Below are 14,584 nucleotides of genomic sequence, written 5' to 3'. Positions count from 1 at the left end.
GATCGGGCAGCTGCGCGCGCGCATCGTCGGCCTCTTGCGGGCGGTGCCGATCCGCTGGCGCATCCTGTCGATCGCCGCGCTGAACTCCGCCGTGGTCGTGGTGCTGGTGGCGATGATCTGGAACGGCGCCAAGGTGCTCGGCTCAGCCTGGGACGACGTGCGCCAGGTGCGCGAGTCCGACCGGATCCTGGCGCTGCTCGAGAGCGAGACCGGGCGGCTGCAAAACCTGATCCACCGCTACATCAACCAGCCGAGCCCGGACCTGTTCGCCGAGATCCTGTTGCTGCGCGAGGCGGTGCTGGGCACGCTGACCAACCGCGCTGCCAAGGACCCGATGCTGTCGGGCTCGGTCGAGGAGCTGGAGCGCACCACCGACCGCTTCCTCAACGGCTTCGGCGAGCTGCGCAGCGTGCAGTCCACCATCGCCAAGACCTATGAGGAGCAGGTGCAGGGCCCGGCCAGGGACATGGCGGGCCTCTACTCCATCATCGAGGGTGCCACCGGCCATCGCGACGCGCTGATCTGGCCCTCGCTTGGCAAATCCCGCGAAGCCTTCACCGCGATGCTGGTCGCGGCCAATTCCTACTATCTGTCGCAGTCGTCGGGCGCCGCCGACGACGCGCGCCGCCACACCGAGACGATCGAGAGGACCATCCCGGTCATGATCGATCTCGCCGACAACGACCTGCAGAAGATGGCCTTGCAGCGGCTCGCGGCCCGCACCGCCGCACTTCGCGAGGGTTTTGCAAAACTCTCCGAGCAGCTTGCGAGCCGCACGGAGCTGTTGCGCAACACCATCGACGCCAGCCAGGCCGAGGCGATCGGCGCCATCGACGACCTCTCGACCAAGATGCGCCAGCGCGAGCAGAAGGCGCAGGAGGTGTTCGACCGCACGCTGGCGGATATCTCACGCCGGGTGCTGTCGATCGCGGTGATCTTCCTCGGCATCATCCTCACCGCGGGCGTCCTGATCGCGCTGTCGATCCGCCTGCCGCTGCAGCAGATCATGTCCGCGATGCGCGCGATCACGCTCGGCGATCTCGACCGCGAGGTGCAGGGCACGAAAGCGCGCGACGAGGTCGGGGCCATGGCACGCGCGGTGGAGGTGTTCCGCGAGAACGCGATCGCCAAGCGCCGGACCGAGGATGAGCTGCGCGCCTCGAAGGAAAAGGCCGAGAGTGCCCTGCTCGAGCTCAACACCGCGCAGCAGAACCTGATCGACGCCGAGCGGCTGGCCGCGCTCGGCGGCCTGGTTGCCGGCGTCGCGCACGAGGTCAACAACCCGATCGGCATCAGCCTGACCGTGGCATCGAGCTTTGCCCGGCGCACCGAGATTTTCGAAGCCCAGCTCAAGGGCGAGGGCGGCCTGCGCCGCTCGCAGCTGGAGGAGTTCGTGCAATCCTCGCGCGACGCCTCGCAGCAGCTCGTCGCCAATCTCCAGCGCGCCGGCGAGCTGATCCAGTCGTTCAAGCAGGTCGCGGTCGACCGCTCCCATGCCGAGCGGCGGCAGTTCTCCTTAAGCGAAGCCACCGACCAGATCATCGCCAGCCTCAAGCCCGTGCTGAAGCGCTCGCCGATCACGCTGGAGGTCGACGTCCCCGAGGGGCTGCTGCTCGACGGCTATCCCGGCTCCTACGGCCAGATCCTGACCAACCTCTTCCTCAACGCCGCCAACCACGCCTTCGCCGACGGCCGCGCCGGCCGGATCGCGATTTCGGCGCGGCCGCGCGGCACCGAGGACATCGAGATCAGCTTCTCCGACGACGGGGCCGGCATGACCCCGGACGTGCAGCGCCAGGCCTTTGACCCTTTCTTTACCACCCGGCGCAATGAAGGCGGCACGGGACTTGGCCTTCATATCGTCTATAACCTCGTCACCCAGCAGCTCGGCGGCCGGATGATGCTGGAATCCAAGCTGGGACAAGGCACTACTTTTCGCATTATCATGCCCCGCGTCGCCAAGGGCGGCGCGCAAAGCACAGAAAGTGACGGATCTTCGCAATGGCCGAACAGGACGATGTCCTCCACCTGATCGACGACACCGGTACCGCGTCGGAGGACAGCAACGCCCGGAAATGGAAGATCGCCGTCATCGATGACGATCCGGCCGTGCATGACGGCACGCGTTTCGCGCTGTCGGACTACAGCCTGAACGGCCAGAGCCTGGAGATCCTGTCGGCCTATTCCGCGGCCGAAGGGCGCAAGCTGATGGCCGAGCACCGCGACATCGCCGCCGTGCTGCTCGACGTCATCATGGAGACCGACGTCGCCGGCCTCGAGCTGGTCGAGTTCATTCGCAACGAGATCCGGAACGAGACCGTGCGCATCATCCTGCGCACCGGCCAGCCCGGCCAGGCGCCGGAGCGGCGCGTCATTGTTCAGTACGACATCAACGACTACAAGGCCAAGACCGAGCTCACCGCCGACAAGCTGTTCACCTCGCTGACCGCGGCGCTGCGCTCCTACCAGCAGCTCGAGCGCATGGTGCAGACCCGGCGCGGGCTCGAGATCATCATCGACGCGGCCTCGACGCTGTACGACTTCAAGTCGATGCAGCGGCTCGCCGAGGGCGTCCTGACCCAGCTCGCTTCGCTCCTCAACGTCGACTGCGCCGGCATCCTGGTGCTGCGCGACAATGGCGGCATCGATCCCGAGCTCTCGGTGCTCGCCGGCAGCGGCTGCTACAGCCGCTTCATCGGCACCACCTCGTCGAAGGCGCTCGACCCCGAGCTGCGCGAGATGGTGGAGGCCGCGTTCCAGCGCCGCAAGAACGAATTCGCCGACCACCGCAGCGTGATCTATTTGCGCACCGGATCGGGCCGCGAGGTCGTGGTGCTGCTCCAGGCCGAGCGCGAGCTGTCGGAGACCGACCGTTCGCTGGTCGAGATCTTCTCCTCCAGGCTCTCGATCGCCTTCGACAACGTCATCCTTTATCAGCAGCTGCAGGACGCCAACACCCAGCTGGAGGACCGCGTCGCCCAGCGCACCCGCGCCCTGATGCAGGCCAATCGCCGCCTCTCGGCGCAATGGCTGCGGCTGCAGCGCGCCAACGGCTTCAAGAACGAGATTCTCGGCACCGTCGCGCACGACCTGAAGAACCCGCTCGGCGTCATTCTCGGCCGCACCGAGATGCTCAAGGAGCTGATCTCGACCGGCGCCTCGGAAAGCGGGGTCGTCGCCCAGGTCGACCACATCCGCGACGCCACCAAGCGCCTGACCACGATGGTCGATCATTTGATCTCGGACGCGATGGCCGATGCCTTCGACATCACCATCCGCCGCGAGCCGGTCGACGTCGCCGCCCTGGTCAAGGAGGTCGCCGAGGCCAACCAGCCGCTCGCGGTCAACAAGCAGCAGGCGATCAGCGTCACCGCGCCGCCCAACATCGTCACCATGTGCGACACCGACCGCATCCGCGAAGCGATCGACAATCTCATCAGCAACGCCATCAAATACTCACCGATCGGCGGCAAGATCGACGTCACCGTGGTCCACGAGGGCAGCGACACCATCGTCAGCGTCAGCGACGAGGGCGCCGGCCTGTCGCCGGAGGATCTCGGCCGGCTGTTCGGCCGGTTCCAGCGGCTGTCGGCCAAGCCGACCGCCGGCGAGAGCTCGACGGGACTTGGTCTCTCCATCGTCAAGCGTATCATCGACATGCACGGCGGCGAGGTGACCGCCGAGAGCGAGGGCCCCGGCAAGGGCTCGACCTTCACCATCACCCTCCCTGCGACTGAAGCGCCGTGATGTCAAAGCCCGTGATGTCAAAGCCCGTGATGCAAAGCCCATGACCCAAAGCCAGCACATCATGATCGTCGACGATGAGGCTCCGGCCCGGGAGATGGTCGGCGATTACCTCAAGATGCACGGCTTCACCGTGACGCTGTGCGACGGCGGCAAGTCCTTGCGCGCCGCGATCCAGGGCAGCATGCCCGATCTCGTCGTGCTCGACCTCAACATGCCCGAGGAAGACGGGCTCTCGATCATCCGCGACCTCAAGAGCCGCATCAACGTGCCGGTCATCATGCTGACGGCGACCGCGAGCCCGATCGACCGCGTCGTCGGCCTCGAGCTCGGCGCCGACGATTACGTGGCAAAGCCCTGCGAGCTGCGCGAGCTGATGGCGCGCATCCGCTCGGTGCTGCGGCGGAGCGGACCGGCCAAGGCGGCCGACGCGCCGGCGGCGAAGTCGGACAAGGAGCAGCTGGTGCGCTTCGGCACCAAATGGCTCGACCTCGAAGCGCAGGCCTTGCGCGATGACGAGGGCAACGAGCATCCGCTGACCGCATCCGAGTTCGGGCTGCTCAAGGTGTTCGCGGCCAATCCGAAGCGCGTGCTGTCGCGCGAGCGCCTGCTCGAGCTTGCCAACGCCCGCGACGCCGAAGCCTTCGACCGCGCGGTCGATCTGCGCATCATGCGCATCCGCCGCAAGATCGAGCCCGATCCTGCCAAGCCCGCGGTGATCCGCACCATCCGCGGCGGCGGCTATCTGTTCTCGCCGCAGGGCGAGAAGGCGTAGGGCGAGCGGCACAGCCCGCTCTGCCGTAGCCCGGATGGAGCGCAGCGCAATCCGGGGTGCTGTAGCCGCGGATGGAGTTGCCCCGGATTTCGCTGCGCTTCATCCGGGCTACGGATTATCGCCACGGGACGACAGCGGTAGGTGTGGCGCGACCAAACGCAATCCCCCTAAATTCGTTCCGCGGCGCGCCCGTCCGGCCCCGAATCCCCACCCCGTATTTTCCGTACGTTGAAATCACAAGGTTTTTTGCCCCGAATGTTTCGTCGCGCCCTGTCCGGCGAAACAATTTGACGGCGCACGAAACCATTTTCCGCTTTTCGTGCAGACGTCCCGAAACGTTGGCTCATTAACACTTTGACCCAAGGAAACGCCGCTCGGTTGCGGCGCTACGGGGAGCCAAGTCCATGCCGAACGTCATTGCCATCAACGCCCAAGCCAGCCAGAGCATCATTGCCGCTCAGGCGACCTCGGACGACATGCTCCTCGCAAGCATTGCCGACGGCAACCGGACGGCCATGCACATCCTTTACTGCCGGCACAATGTACGGGTGTACCGCTTCATCCTGCGCATCGTGCGCGACGCCACCACGGCGGAAGATCTGGTCAGCCAGGTGTTTCTGGACGTGTGGCGGACCGCCGGCCAATTCCAGGGCCGCTCGCAGGTGTCCACCTGGCTGCTCTCGATCGCCCGCTTCAAGGCGCTGACCGCGATGCGCCAGCGCCGCTTCGAGGACATCGATCAGGAGGACGTGCGTCAGATCCCTGATGATTGCGACACGCCGGAGACTTCGCTCGACCGCAGCGACACCAGCGCCATCCTGCGCGCCTGCGTGCAGAAGCTGTCGCCGGCGCATCGGGAGATCATCAACCTCGTCTATTACCACGAGAAGTCGGTGGAGGAGGTCGGCCAGATCATCGGCATTCCCCAGAGCACGGTGAAGACGCGGATGTTCTACGCCCGCAAGCAACTCGCCGATTTGCTTAAGGGCGCCGGCGTCGACCGCTTCGCCGCTTAACAATAATGATTTCAAGGGGATAGGACCTCCGTTTTGGCCTCTCCCCGGACACGGAAGCGTTACCGCCGGCGAAACAATTGAAACAAACGACAACATCAGGCGGAAAAACTTCCCCTCTATAAAGCTCCCATACGGTTTCGTTAAACCTCCCAAGACCTCCAGCGACCCGGACGATGCCCCGTCCGGGTCGTTTTTATTTGGGGGTGGCGCGCAGCGCCGTCGTGTCGAACAGAATGCCTCAAAGCCCCGTCACGAAGCCGTGACGCTGCGTAACGACCGCCCCACCGCACGCGAACAGCCCTCGTGACCTCCCTCACGAGTGCCTCATGCTCGACCTGCTCTTTGCTCTCCTCGCCGGCATCCTCACCATCGCCGCGCCCTGTACGTTGCCGATGTTGCCGATCCTGCTCGGCGCCTCGATCGGGCGCGCGGGGCATCTGCGACCCGCGATGATCGCGCTCGGCTTCGTCGTTTCCTTCTCGGTGGTCGCGCTGGCGCTCGGCGCGATCACGCGGGCGTTCGATTTCGATCCGAACGTGCTGCGCGAGGCGGCAGCGGTCCTGCTGCTCGGCTTCGGCCTGTTGATGCTGTGGCCGGCGCCGTTCGAATGGCTGTCGATCCGGATCAACGGCTGGCTCGATCTCGGCAACACCGGCGTCACGCAGCGCGAGGGCGCAGTCGGAGGGCTGATCCTTGGCACGACGCTGGGCCTGGTCTGGACGCCCTGCGCAGGGCCCGTGCTCGGCTCGATCCTGACGCTGGTTGCGACATCGAAGAATCTCGGCTGGGCCGGCACGCTGCTGGTCGCCTATGCCATTGGTGCTGCGATCCCGATGCTGGGAATAGCCTACGGCGGACAGGCCGCGACCACGCGCGTGCGCAGCCTGGCCCGGATCTCACCGCGGCTGCAGCAGGGCTTTGGCGTCGTCGTGATCGGCTTCGCGGTCGCCGCCTATTTCCAATACGACACGCTGATCTTGGCGTGGCTCACCGGCTTCTACCCCACCGGCCAGATCGGCCTGTGATCCCACCTCATCTTCACCGGAGGACGCTTTCCATGACTCTCAAGCTGCTCGCAATGTCTGCTGCACTGATCGGCATCACAGTGACCGGCGCCGTCATCCCCGGCATCTGCGACGAGGCCGCACGCGCCGCGCCTGTCGTCACCGCCGCCGCGAACCAGCAGGCCGCGCCCGACTTCACCGGTATCACCAACTGGTTCAACTCGAAGCCGCTGAGCATCGCCGATCTCCGCGGCAAGGTCGTGCAGGTGGATTTCTGGACCTATGGCTGCGTCAACTGCGTCAACACGCTGCCGCACGTCACCGAGCTCTACGCCAAGTACCGGGATCGAGGCCTCGTCGTGGTCGGCGTGCACACGCCGGAATTCCCGTTCGAGCGCTCCGCCGCCAACGTGCAGGCCGCGCTGAAGCGCCATGGCATCACCTATCCGGTCGCGCAGGACAATGAGTCCAAGACCTGGAACGCCTATCGCAATCAATATTGGCCGGCGCAATACATCGTCGACCAGAGCGGCAAGATCGTGTTCCAGCACGCCGGCGAAGGCAGCTATGACGAGATCGATCGCACGGTGGCCAAGCTGCTGAACGCGAGCAGCTGACGCCGCACGGTCATCGCGCGGCGGGCTGCAATTGTCGCCCTTGTTGCTTGACTCCACGGAGCCGTCCGTGGAGGTTCGCAACCGACGCAATCAGCCGCCCGCAATGGACGCGACCACCAGCACCGACATCCGCCTTCGTGAAGGTTCCTCGATCGCGCAGCGGCTGGTCGTGGCCGGCTGTGCGGCTGCCGTCGCGCTCTGCTTCACGCCGGGTCTGTTCACGCAGGACCTCCTGGAAATCACGATATCGACGGTGGCGCTGCTGGTGGGAGCCGGATTCGTCGTCGGCATCATGATGGCGCCGGCGGTGGTGTGGATCATCACGGCGGACGAGATCCTGATCGGCCGGCAACGGCCGTTCGGAAAACTAAGGACGCGCCTCGTCGGGAAGGACGAGATCACGGCGCTGCAGGTCCCCGGCAGCAAGAGGGTGAAGGCCCGCTTCCAGCTCGTCTTCACCCTGGCCTCGGGCGAGCGGCTGACCTCGCCGCCGATTTCCGATGTCACTCATGTCCGCGACACCGTGGCGTGGATCGCGGCACATTTCGACGTTCCCAATGTCGAGGCGCCGAGCAACCCGCTCGATGCCAGCAATCCCGAGATGCATCTCGGCGAGCCGCTCGAGGCGTTTCCTGCACGGGAGATCCGCATCGTCGCACTGATCGCGGTGGCTTTGTCCGCGGCTCCCTATGCCTACAAGCTGTGGCGCGGCCTCTCGCCGAGCCATGTCGATATCCTGCTGCTGCCGCTGGGCGCGATCGCCGCATTCGCCGTCTATCGCTATGCCAACCTTGCGACCGGCGCGTTCTGGATCATCGGGCCGAACGATATTCGCGTCGAGCGCCTGTGGGGCGACGGCAGCCTGCGCGCCGACCGCATCGCCGGACCCGACGTGAAAACGATCACGGTCGAGCGCCGCGGCCGCTCCGAGGACGAGCATTGCATCGTGGTGATCCGGCTGCATTCGGGGCGGCGGTTTCGCAGCCCCCGCATCGGCTCGCGCGTCGAAGCCCGCGCCGTGGGAGCCGAGATCGTGCGGCGGCTCGGGATCCCGGCGGAGAGCAACAAGATCTGACTGGCGCAAATTGTCGGCCTCGATCTCACCGCGCGTTCGGTCTGGGCCTCTCCCGCTTGCGGGAGAGGTCGCCGCGAAGCGGCGGGTGAGGGTTCTATCCTCTCGGGGAATCCCATTGCAGAGACACCCTCTCCCCAGCCCTCCCCCGCAAGCGGGGGAGGGAGCGCACCTCCACCGCGGCGCAAATCACTGCTTTTCGCGCCAACCCACCCTGTTCATGGTGTTGATCTACGTCAAAAAACCAAAGCATTCTCGTGACATGCCGGGGCAGCGCGCCATCAACTTGCCATGAACTTGCCCCTCAGGTTTGATGGTTCCGAATGATTTGCGCTGTGTGGCAGCGGGGAGAGCTTGAATGACGGATTTTCGTCGCCTGACCGGGATTTTCGTGGCTGCGATGGGACTGGCCCTGTCCACACCGCACGCCTTCGCCCAGCAGCCGGACCGCGGCGACGAGCCAGGCCTGATCGCCGATGACGGATACCAGCTCGAGCCGGAATGGCAGAAGCAGGTGGTCTACTTCCGCACCACCGAGCCGCCGGGCACGATCATCGTCTCGACGGCCGAGCGTCACCTCTATTTGGTGCAGCCCGGCGGGCGCGCCATCCGCTACGGCATCGGCGTCGGCCGCGACGGATTCCAGTGGCAGGGGCTGGTGACCATCACCAACAAGAAGGAGTGGCCGGACTGGACACCGCCGCCGGAGATGATCCAGCGCCAGCCCTATCTGCCGCGCTTCATGGCCGGCGGCCCGGGCAACCCGCTGGGGGCCCGCGCCATGTATCTCGGCACCACGGTCTACCGCATCCATGGCACCAACCGACCCGACACGATCGGCACCAAGGTGTCGTCGGGCTGCTTCCGCCTGGTCAACGCCGATGTCGCCGACCTCTACGATCGCGTCCCTGTCGGCACCAAGGTGGTCATCCGGCAGAAGCCCGAGCTCTAAGGTTCATGATCCCGGCATGATTGCTTCGGACGGCCGCAGCGTGCCTTGCGCCAACGCGGCTGTCCGGATCCGGATCATGCACTCCGTCCTCGCCTGATTCCTTTTCCCGATTTTTCGAGAGAGCAACATGATGCGCACTTTTCGTGGCGGCCTATTGATCGGGGTCGCCATCGCCGTGCTGGTCGCCATCGGCGCGATCATTTACGAGTTTTACGACACCCGCACCCTGAGGCGCACGGTTCGCCGCGGCGAGGTGCTGTGCGGCGTCAACAAGGGCCTGCCGGGCTTCTCGATCCCCGACGACAAGGGCAACTGGACCGGCTTCGACGTCGATTTCTGCCGTGCGGTGGCCGCTGCGATCTTCAACGACCCCGGCAAGGCGAAGTTCGTTCCGCTCGACGCCAACGAGCGTTTCAAGGAGCTGCAGAGCCGCAAGGTGGACATCCTCTCGCGCAACACGACCTGGAGCATGGCGCGCGAGCTCGACTTCGACCTGTATTTCCCGGCCGTAGCCTATTACGACGGCGTCGGCTTCATGGTGCCGCGCACGCGCAACAAGGAGACCTCGCTGGACCTGGCAGACAGCAAGGTCTGCGTGCAGAACGGAACCACGACGACACTCAACGTCGCCGATTACTTCCGCATCAACAACATGAAGTATGAAGAGGTGAAGTTCGATAACCTCAACGACGTGGTGAAGGCCTACGACACCGGCAAGTGCGACACGTTCTCCGCCGACGTTTCTCAGCTCTATGCTCTCAGGTTGAACCTGACGAAGCCCGGCGACCACATGATCCTGCCCGACATGATCTCCAAGGAGCCGCTCGCCCCCGTGGTGCGTCAGCGCGACGACGACTGGATGATGATCGTGAAGTGGACGCTTTACGCGATGATCAACGCCGAGGAGCTGGGCGTGACCTCCGAGAACATCGACGAAGCCCTGAAGTCGAAGAAGCCGGAAGTCATGCGCCTCGTCGGCACCGAAGGCCGCTACGGCGAGCAGCTCGGCCTCACCAAGGACTGGGCCGCCCGCATCATCCGCCACGTCGGCAATTACGGCGAGATGTATGATCGCAACATCGGCGAGAAGTCGAAGCTGAAGATCCCGCGCGGCATGAACCAGCTGTGGAACGCAGGTGGCGTGCAGTACGCACCGCCGATGCGGTAGGGCGGTCTCTCCGCCGTCATTGCGAGCGAAGCGAAGCAATCCGGAGTCTTTCCACGGCGACAGTCTGGATTGCTTCGTCGCAAGCGCTCCTCGCAATGACGAGGTTGATACAGGCTCGCGCCACACTTCATTCGTCGTGCCCGGGCGTCCCGCCTGCGCGGCCGAAGCCGCTTCGGCGAGGCGAAGGCCCGGGCATCCACGTTTCCGAGGCACCAAAGAACGTGGATGGCCGGGACAACCCCGGCCATGACGGTTCGCGCTATTGCCCCAGCCTCAATAGCCCCGCGCCCTGGCCAGCTGCTCGGTGTGGTAGTTCGCATCGCCGAACAGCTCCTCGCAGACACGGGCGCGCTTCATGAAGAAGCCGATGTCGAACTGGTCGGTCATGCCCATGCCGCCGTGCATCTGCACGCCTTCCTGCACCGCGCGTGTGGCGGTGGTGCCGGCGCGGGCTTTTGCCACGGCGACGGCGGGTGCGGCCTTGACAACGTCGGCATCGAGCGCCTGCAGCGCCTTCATGGTGGCAGCGCGGGTGATCTCGATGTCGATGTAGAGCTCGGCGGCGCGATGCTGCAGCGCCTGGAATTCGCCGATCAGCTTGCCGAACTGCTTGCGGCTCTTCAGATACTCGACGGTGCGGCCAAACACTTCATCGCTGAGGCCGACCATTTCGGCGGCGACCGCGCCGCGGCCGATATCGAGCACGCCATCGAGCAGGCCGGCCGCCTGGTCGACCTCGCCGAGCACGCTGTCGGCGGTGACCTCGACATTGGCGAACTCGATTCGCGCCGCATTGTGCGCATCGACCATGATGGTGCGCTCGATCGCAACGCCCTTGGCCTTGGGGTTAACCAGGAACAGCGTCAGGCCCTCGCGCTCGCCGGCAGAGCCCGCGGTGCGCGCGGCGACGATGAGGAGATCGGCGACATGACCGTCGACCACCAGCGCCTTGGCGCCGGAGAGCTTGAAGCCGTTGCCGGCGCGCACGGCCTTGAGGCTGGTCTGCAGCGGGCGATGCTTGGCGCCCTCGTCGATCGCGAGCGTCGCGAGCAGCGAGCCGTTCGCGATTTTCGACAGATATTCCGATTTCTGCGCGGCATTGCCGCCGCGGGTCAGCACTGATGCCGCCACCACTGATGTCGCGAGGAAGGGCGACGGCATCAAGGTGCGGCCGATCTCCTCCATGACGATCCCGGCTTCGACGTAGCCGAGACCGCTGCCGCCGAATTCTTCGGGCACGAGCAGACCGGCGAAACCCATCTCGGCAAAGGAATGCCAGAGCTCCCTGGAGAAGCCGGTGGGGTCCTTGCTGTCGCGCAGATGGCGCAGGTGCGACACCGGCGCCTTGTCGCTGATCAGCCCGCGCGCGGAGTCGCGGAGCATGGATTGTTCTTCGGTGAGGACGAGGGCCATGTGCGTGTTTCCGATTCGAAATCTATGTTGTCTCGTCATTCCGGGATGCGCCGCAGGCGCAGGCCCGGAATCCATACTCCCGACTGGTGGTTATGGATTCCGGGCTCGCGCTACGCGCGCCCCGGAATGACAGAAAGGCTTACGCCCCCGGCAGATCCAGGATGCGCTTGGCGACGATGCCGAGCATGACCTCGGACGTGCCGCCCTCGATCGAGTTGGCCTTGGTGCGCAGCCAGGCGCGCGGGCGGGCGCCCTGCCTGGAGCGCTCGCTCTCCCATTCCAGCGCATCGACGCCGCCGGCCGACATCAGGATCTCGTGGCGGCGCTTGTTGAGCTCGGTGCCGTAATATTTCATCGCCGAGGAGAACGCCGGATGCGCCTGGCCGGCCTTGGCGAGATCGACCGCGCGCTCGGCGCAGGCAGCCAGCGCGGCTTCATCGACGTCGAAGCGCGCGATCTGGCCGCGCAGCATGGCGTCGTCGAGCTTGCCTTGCCCATCGGTGCCGACTGAATCGGCCGCGATCTGGCCGAGCGGCCGGCCGACGCCGCGCTCGCCCATCCCCGAGATCATCGCGCGCTCGTGCTGGAGCAGATATTTCGCAACATCCCAGCCGCGGTTGATGGTGCCGACCACATGCGACTTCGGCACGCGGACATTGTCGAAGAAGGTCTCGCAGAACGGCGAGTAGCCGGAGATCAAGAGGATCGGCTTGGTCGAGACGCCCTTGGAGGTCATGTCGAACAGGATGAAGCTGATGCCGTCGTGCTTCTTGGCGGTCGGATCGGTGCGCACCAGGCAGAAGATCCAGTCGGCGTAATTGGCGTAGGACGTCCATATCTTCTGGCCGTTGATGATGAAGTCGTCGCCGTCGCTCTCGGCGCGGGTCTGGAGCGAGGCGAGGTCGGAGCCGGCATTCGGCTCCGAATAGCCCTGGCACCAGCGGATCTCGCCCGCAGCGATCTTCGGCAGATGCTCCTTCTTCTGGGCCTCGTTGCTGTACTTCAAAAGCGCCGGCCCCAGCATCCAGATGCCGAAGCTCGACAACGGCGGCCGCGCGCCGATCCGCGCCATCTCGGCGCGCAGCACCTTGTGCTCGGCAGCGCTTAAGCCACCGCCGCCATATTCCCTCGGCCAGTCCGGCACGGTCCAGCCCTTGTCGCGCATGCGCTCGAACCAGATGCGCTGCGGCTCGGACGAGAATTTTGCGTTGCGTCCGCCCCAGAACACGTCGGCGTCCGACGTTGCGGGCTTGCGCATCTCCGGCGGGCAATTGGCTTCCAGCCAGGCGCGTGTCTCGTTGCGGAATGCTTCGAGATCGGCGGATTCAGAATCGCTGGTCTTGAGATCGGTCATTGGTCGTTTCCATCACCCAACATTCGAATTGTTGACAGCGAGTCTGGGCCAAGCCCCCGCGGAATTCAACCACTTATCATTTATAGTCGCGGCGACAGCGAGCCTTGAAAACACAGAGGAAACGACCATGCGCCTAAAACTTCTTTCGCCTGGCGAAATGAACGAGAGCCAGCGGCAGACCTATGACGAGTCAATCGCCGGCAAGCGCGGCAAGCCGCCGCCGCCAATGATGGCCTGGCTGAACAGCCCCGAGATGGCGCGCCATGCCACGCGGCTCGGCGAGGTGCTGCGCTTCGACACCATCTTCCCGGCCAAGCTCTCGGAGATCGCGATCCTGGTGACGGCGCGGCACTGGACCGCGCATTACGAATGGTACGCGCACAAGCGTCTCGCGCTTGCGGGCGGCATGAAGCCCGAGATTATCGATGCGATCCGCGACCGCCGCACCCCCGACTTCGACGATCCCAAGGCTAAGATGATCTACGATCTCGCCAAGTCGCTGCACGAGGGCCACGGCGTCGAGAAGGGCCTCTACGACGACGCCGTGAAGCTGCTCGGCGAGCGCGGCGTCGTCGAGGTGATCGGGCTGTGCGGCTATTACACGCTGGTGTCGATGACGCTGAACACGTTCGAGTTCGACCTGCCCGAGGGCGAGGTATCGGAGCTTAGCTAGAGCGAGATGAGATCAGGTTTGATTGCTACGAGGAAAGTGCACTCCCTCTCCCGCTTGCGGGAGAGGGTTGGGGAGAGGGTGCTTCCGCGATGGGATAGTCCCCTAGAGGAGAAAGCCCTCACCCGCGCCTTCGGCGCGACCTCTCCCGCAAGCGGGAGAGGTTGCACCGAGCCCGCGGCAATCGCTTCACCCTGAAGCCATTCCGGTTTAGTTGCCGATCCAGAAACGATGGGTTTCGCGTTTGGCCGTAGCACTGGCTCGAAGCCGAGCTTACGTGCATGTTTTCGAGGGAGCATTCACATGTCGCAAAGCCCAATCATTCCTGCCGGCACCAGGATCGGCCACGTCCACCTCAAGGTCGCCGATCTCGATCGTGCGCTCGGCTTCTATTGCGGCGTGCTCGGCTTCGAGCTGATGCAGCGGATGGGCTCGGGCGCGGCCTTCATCGCGGCCGGCGGCTATCATCACCACATCGGGCTCAACACCTGGGAGAGCAAGGGCGGCTCACCGCCGCCGCGTGATGCGACCGGGCTCTATCACACCGCGATCCTGTTTCCGACGCGCCCTGCGCTGGCGGATGCGCTGCATCGGGTGCTCACGGCCGGCATTGCGCTGGATGGCGCCAGCGACCACGGCGTCAGCGAGGCGCTCTACCTGCGCGACCCCGACCAGAACGGCGTGGAGCTGTATTGGGACAAGCCGCGGGAGCAATGGCCGTTCGGGCCTGACGGGAAGCTCGCGATGTTCACCAAGCGGCTGGACGTCGAAGCACTGTTGCAGCAGCGGCAGGGGTGAT

At 65.2% G+C, this 14,584-nt stretch carries 13 protein-coding genes; 11 read left to right on the top strand and 2 right to left on the bottom strand.

Going from position 1 to position 14,584, the window contains the following annotated elements; genetic code table 11:
- Position 1: 1 nt before the first annotated feature.
- From ABIA45_RS29915 to ABIA45_RS29875, 9 genes are all read left to right on the top strand, one after another.
- Complete coding sequence (locus ABIA45_RS29915) at positions 2–2,032, top strand: ATP-binding protein (RefSeq protein WP_271546531.1); 2,031 nt, start codon at positions 2–4, stop codon at positions 2,030–2,032.
- Positions 2,002–3,747: a DUF3369 domain-containing protein gene (locus ABIA45_RS29910; RefSeq protein ID WP_157286606.1), complete on the top strand. Its 1,746-nt coding sequence runs from the start codon at positions 2,002–2,004 to the stop codon at positions 3,745–3,747. The genes ABIA45_RS29915 and ABIA45_RS29910 overlap by 31 nt, the downstream gene beginning before the upstream one ends.
- 40 nt (positions 3,748–3,787) lie before the next feature.
- Positions 3,788–4,519: a response regulator gene (locus ABIA45_RS29905; protein ID WP_036020286.1), complete on the top strand. Its 732-nt coding sequence runs from the start codon at positions 3,788–3,790 to the stop codon at positions 4,517–4,519.
- A 404-nt stretch (positions 4,520–4,923) separates the two neighbouring features.
- On the top strand, positions 4,924–5,535 hold the full coding sequence (locus ABIA45_RS29900; protein WP_128266044.1) for a sigma-70 family RNA polymerase sigma factor: 612 nt from the start codon (positions 4,924–4,926) through the stop codon (positions 5,533–5,535).
- A 326-nt stretch (positions 5,536–5,861) separates the two neighbouring features.
- Positions 5,862–6,560: a cytochrome c biogenesis CcdA family protein gene (locus ABIA45_RS29895; RefSeq protein ID WP_404654613.1), complete on the top strand. Its 699-nt coding sequence runs from the start codon at positions 5,862–5,864 to the stop codon at positions 6,558–6,560.
- Between the two features lie 32 nt (positions 6,561–6,592).
- Complete coding sequence (locus ABIA45_RS29890) at positions 6,593–7,156, top strand: thioredoxin family protein (protein ID WP_404654612.1); 564 nt, start codon at positions 6,593–6,595, stop codon at positions 7,154–7,156.
- A 103-nt stretch (positions 7,157–7,259) separates the two neighbouring features.
- A complete protein-coding gene (locus ABIA45_RS29885; protein WP_275511038.1) occupies positions 7,260–8,231 on the top strand; it encodes a hypothetical protein in 972 nt (323 codons plus the stop codon).
- A gap of 355 nt (positions 8,232–8,586) precedes the next feature.
- Entirely contained in the window at positions 8,587–9,180 is a 594-nt protein-coding gene (locus ABIA45_RS29880; protein ID WP_128266048.1) for a L,D-transpeptidase, read from the top strand.
- Positions 9,181–9,310: 130 nt separating this feature from the next.
- Complete coding sequence (locus ABIA45_RS29875) at positions 9,311–10,348, top strand: amino acid ABC transporter substrate-binding protein (RefSeq protein WP_128266141.1); 1,038 nt, start codon at positions 9,311–9,313, stop codon at positions 10,346–10,348.
- Positions 10,349–10,621: 273 nt separating this feature from the next.
- Here the strand turns inward: ABIA45_RS29875 and ABIA45_RS29870 are convergent, their stop codons facing one another.
- Together ABIA45_RS29870 and ABIA45_RS29865 are read right to left on the bottom strand one after the other, a co-directional pair.
- Complete coding sequence (locus ABIA45_RS29870; RefSeq protein WP_404654611.1) at positions 10,622–11,761, bottom strand: acyl-CoA dehydrogenase family protein; 1,140 nt, start codon at positions 11,759–11,761, stop codon at positions 10,622–10,624.
- Between the two features lie 139 nt (positions 11,762–11,900).
- Positions 11,901–13,115 carry an acyl-CoA dehydrogenase family protein gene (locus tag ABIA45_RS29865; RefSeq protein ID WP_404654610.1) on the bottom strand — a complete coding sequence of 405 codons (1,215 nt, stop codon included), beginning with the start codon at positions 13,113–13,115 and terminating at the stop codon, positions 11,901–11,903.
- A gap of 127 nt (positions 13,116–13,242) precedes the next feature.
- Here ABIA45_RS29865 and ABIA45_RS29860 point away from each other — a divergent pair, with 127 nt between their 5' ends.
- Together ABIA45_RS29860 and ABIA45_RS29855 are read left to right on the top strand one after the other, a co-directional pair.
- Positions 13,243–13,788 carry a carboxymuconolactone decarboxylase family protein gene (locus ABIA45_RS29860; protein WP_275501438.1) on the top strand — a complete coding sequence of 182 codons (546 nt, stop codon included), beginning with the start codon at positions 13,243–13,245 and terminating at the stop codon, positions 13,786–13,788.
- 300 nt (positions 13,789–14,088) lie between these two features.
- On the top strand, positions 14,089–14,583 hold the full coding sequence (locus ABIA45_RS29855) for a VOC family protein (RefSeq protein WP_404545339.1): 495 nt from the start codon (positions 14,089–14,091) through the stop codon (positions 14,581–14,583).
- The last annotated feature ends 1 nt before the right edge of the window (position 14,584 follow it).

This window comes from Bradyrhizobium sp. USDA 336, assembly GCF_044908355.1.
Classification (GTDB): Bacteria; Pseudomonadota; Alphaproteobacteria; order Rhizobiales; family Xanthobacteraceae; genus Bradyrhizobium; species Bradyrhizobium yuanmingense.
This window is presented reverse-complemented; position numbering and strand designations above follow the sequence as displayed.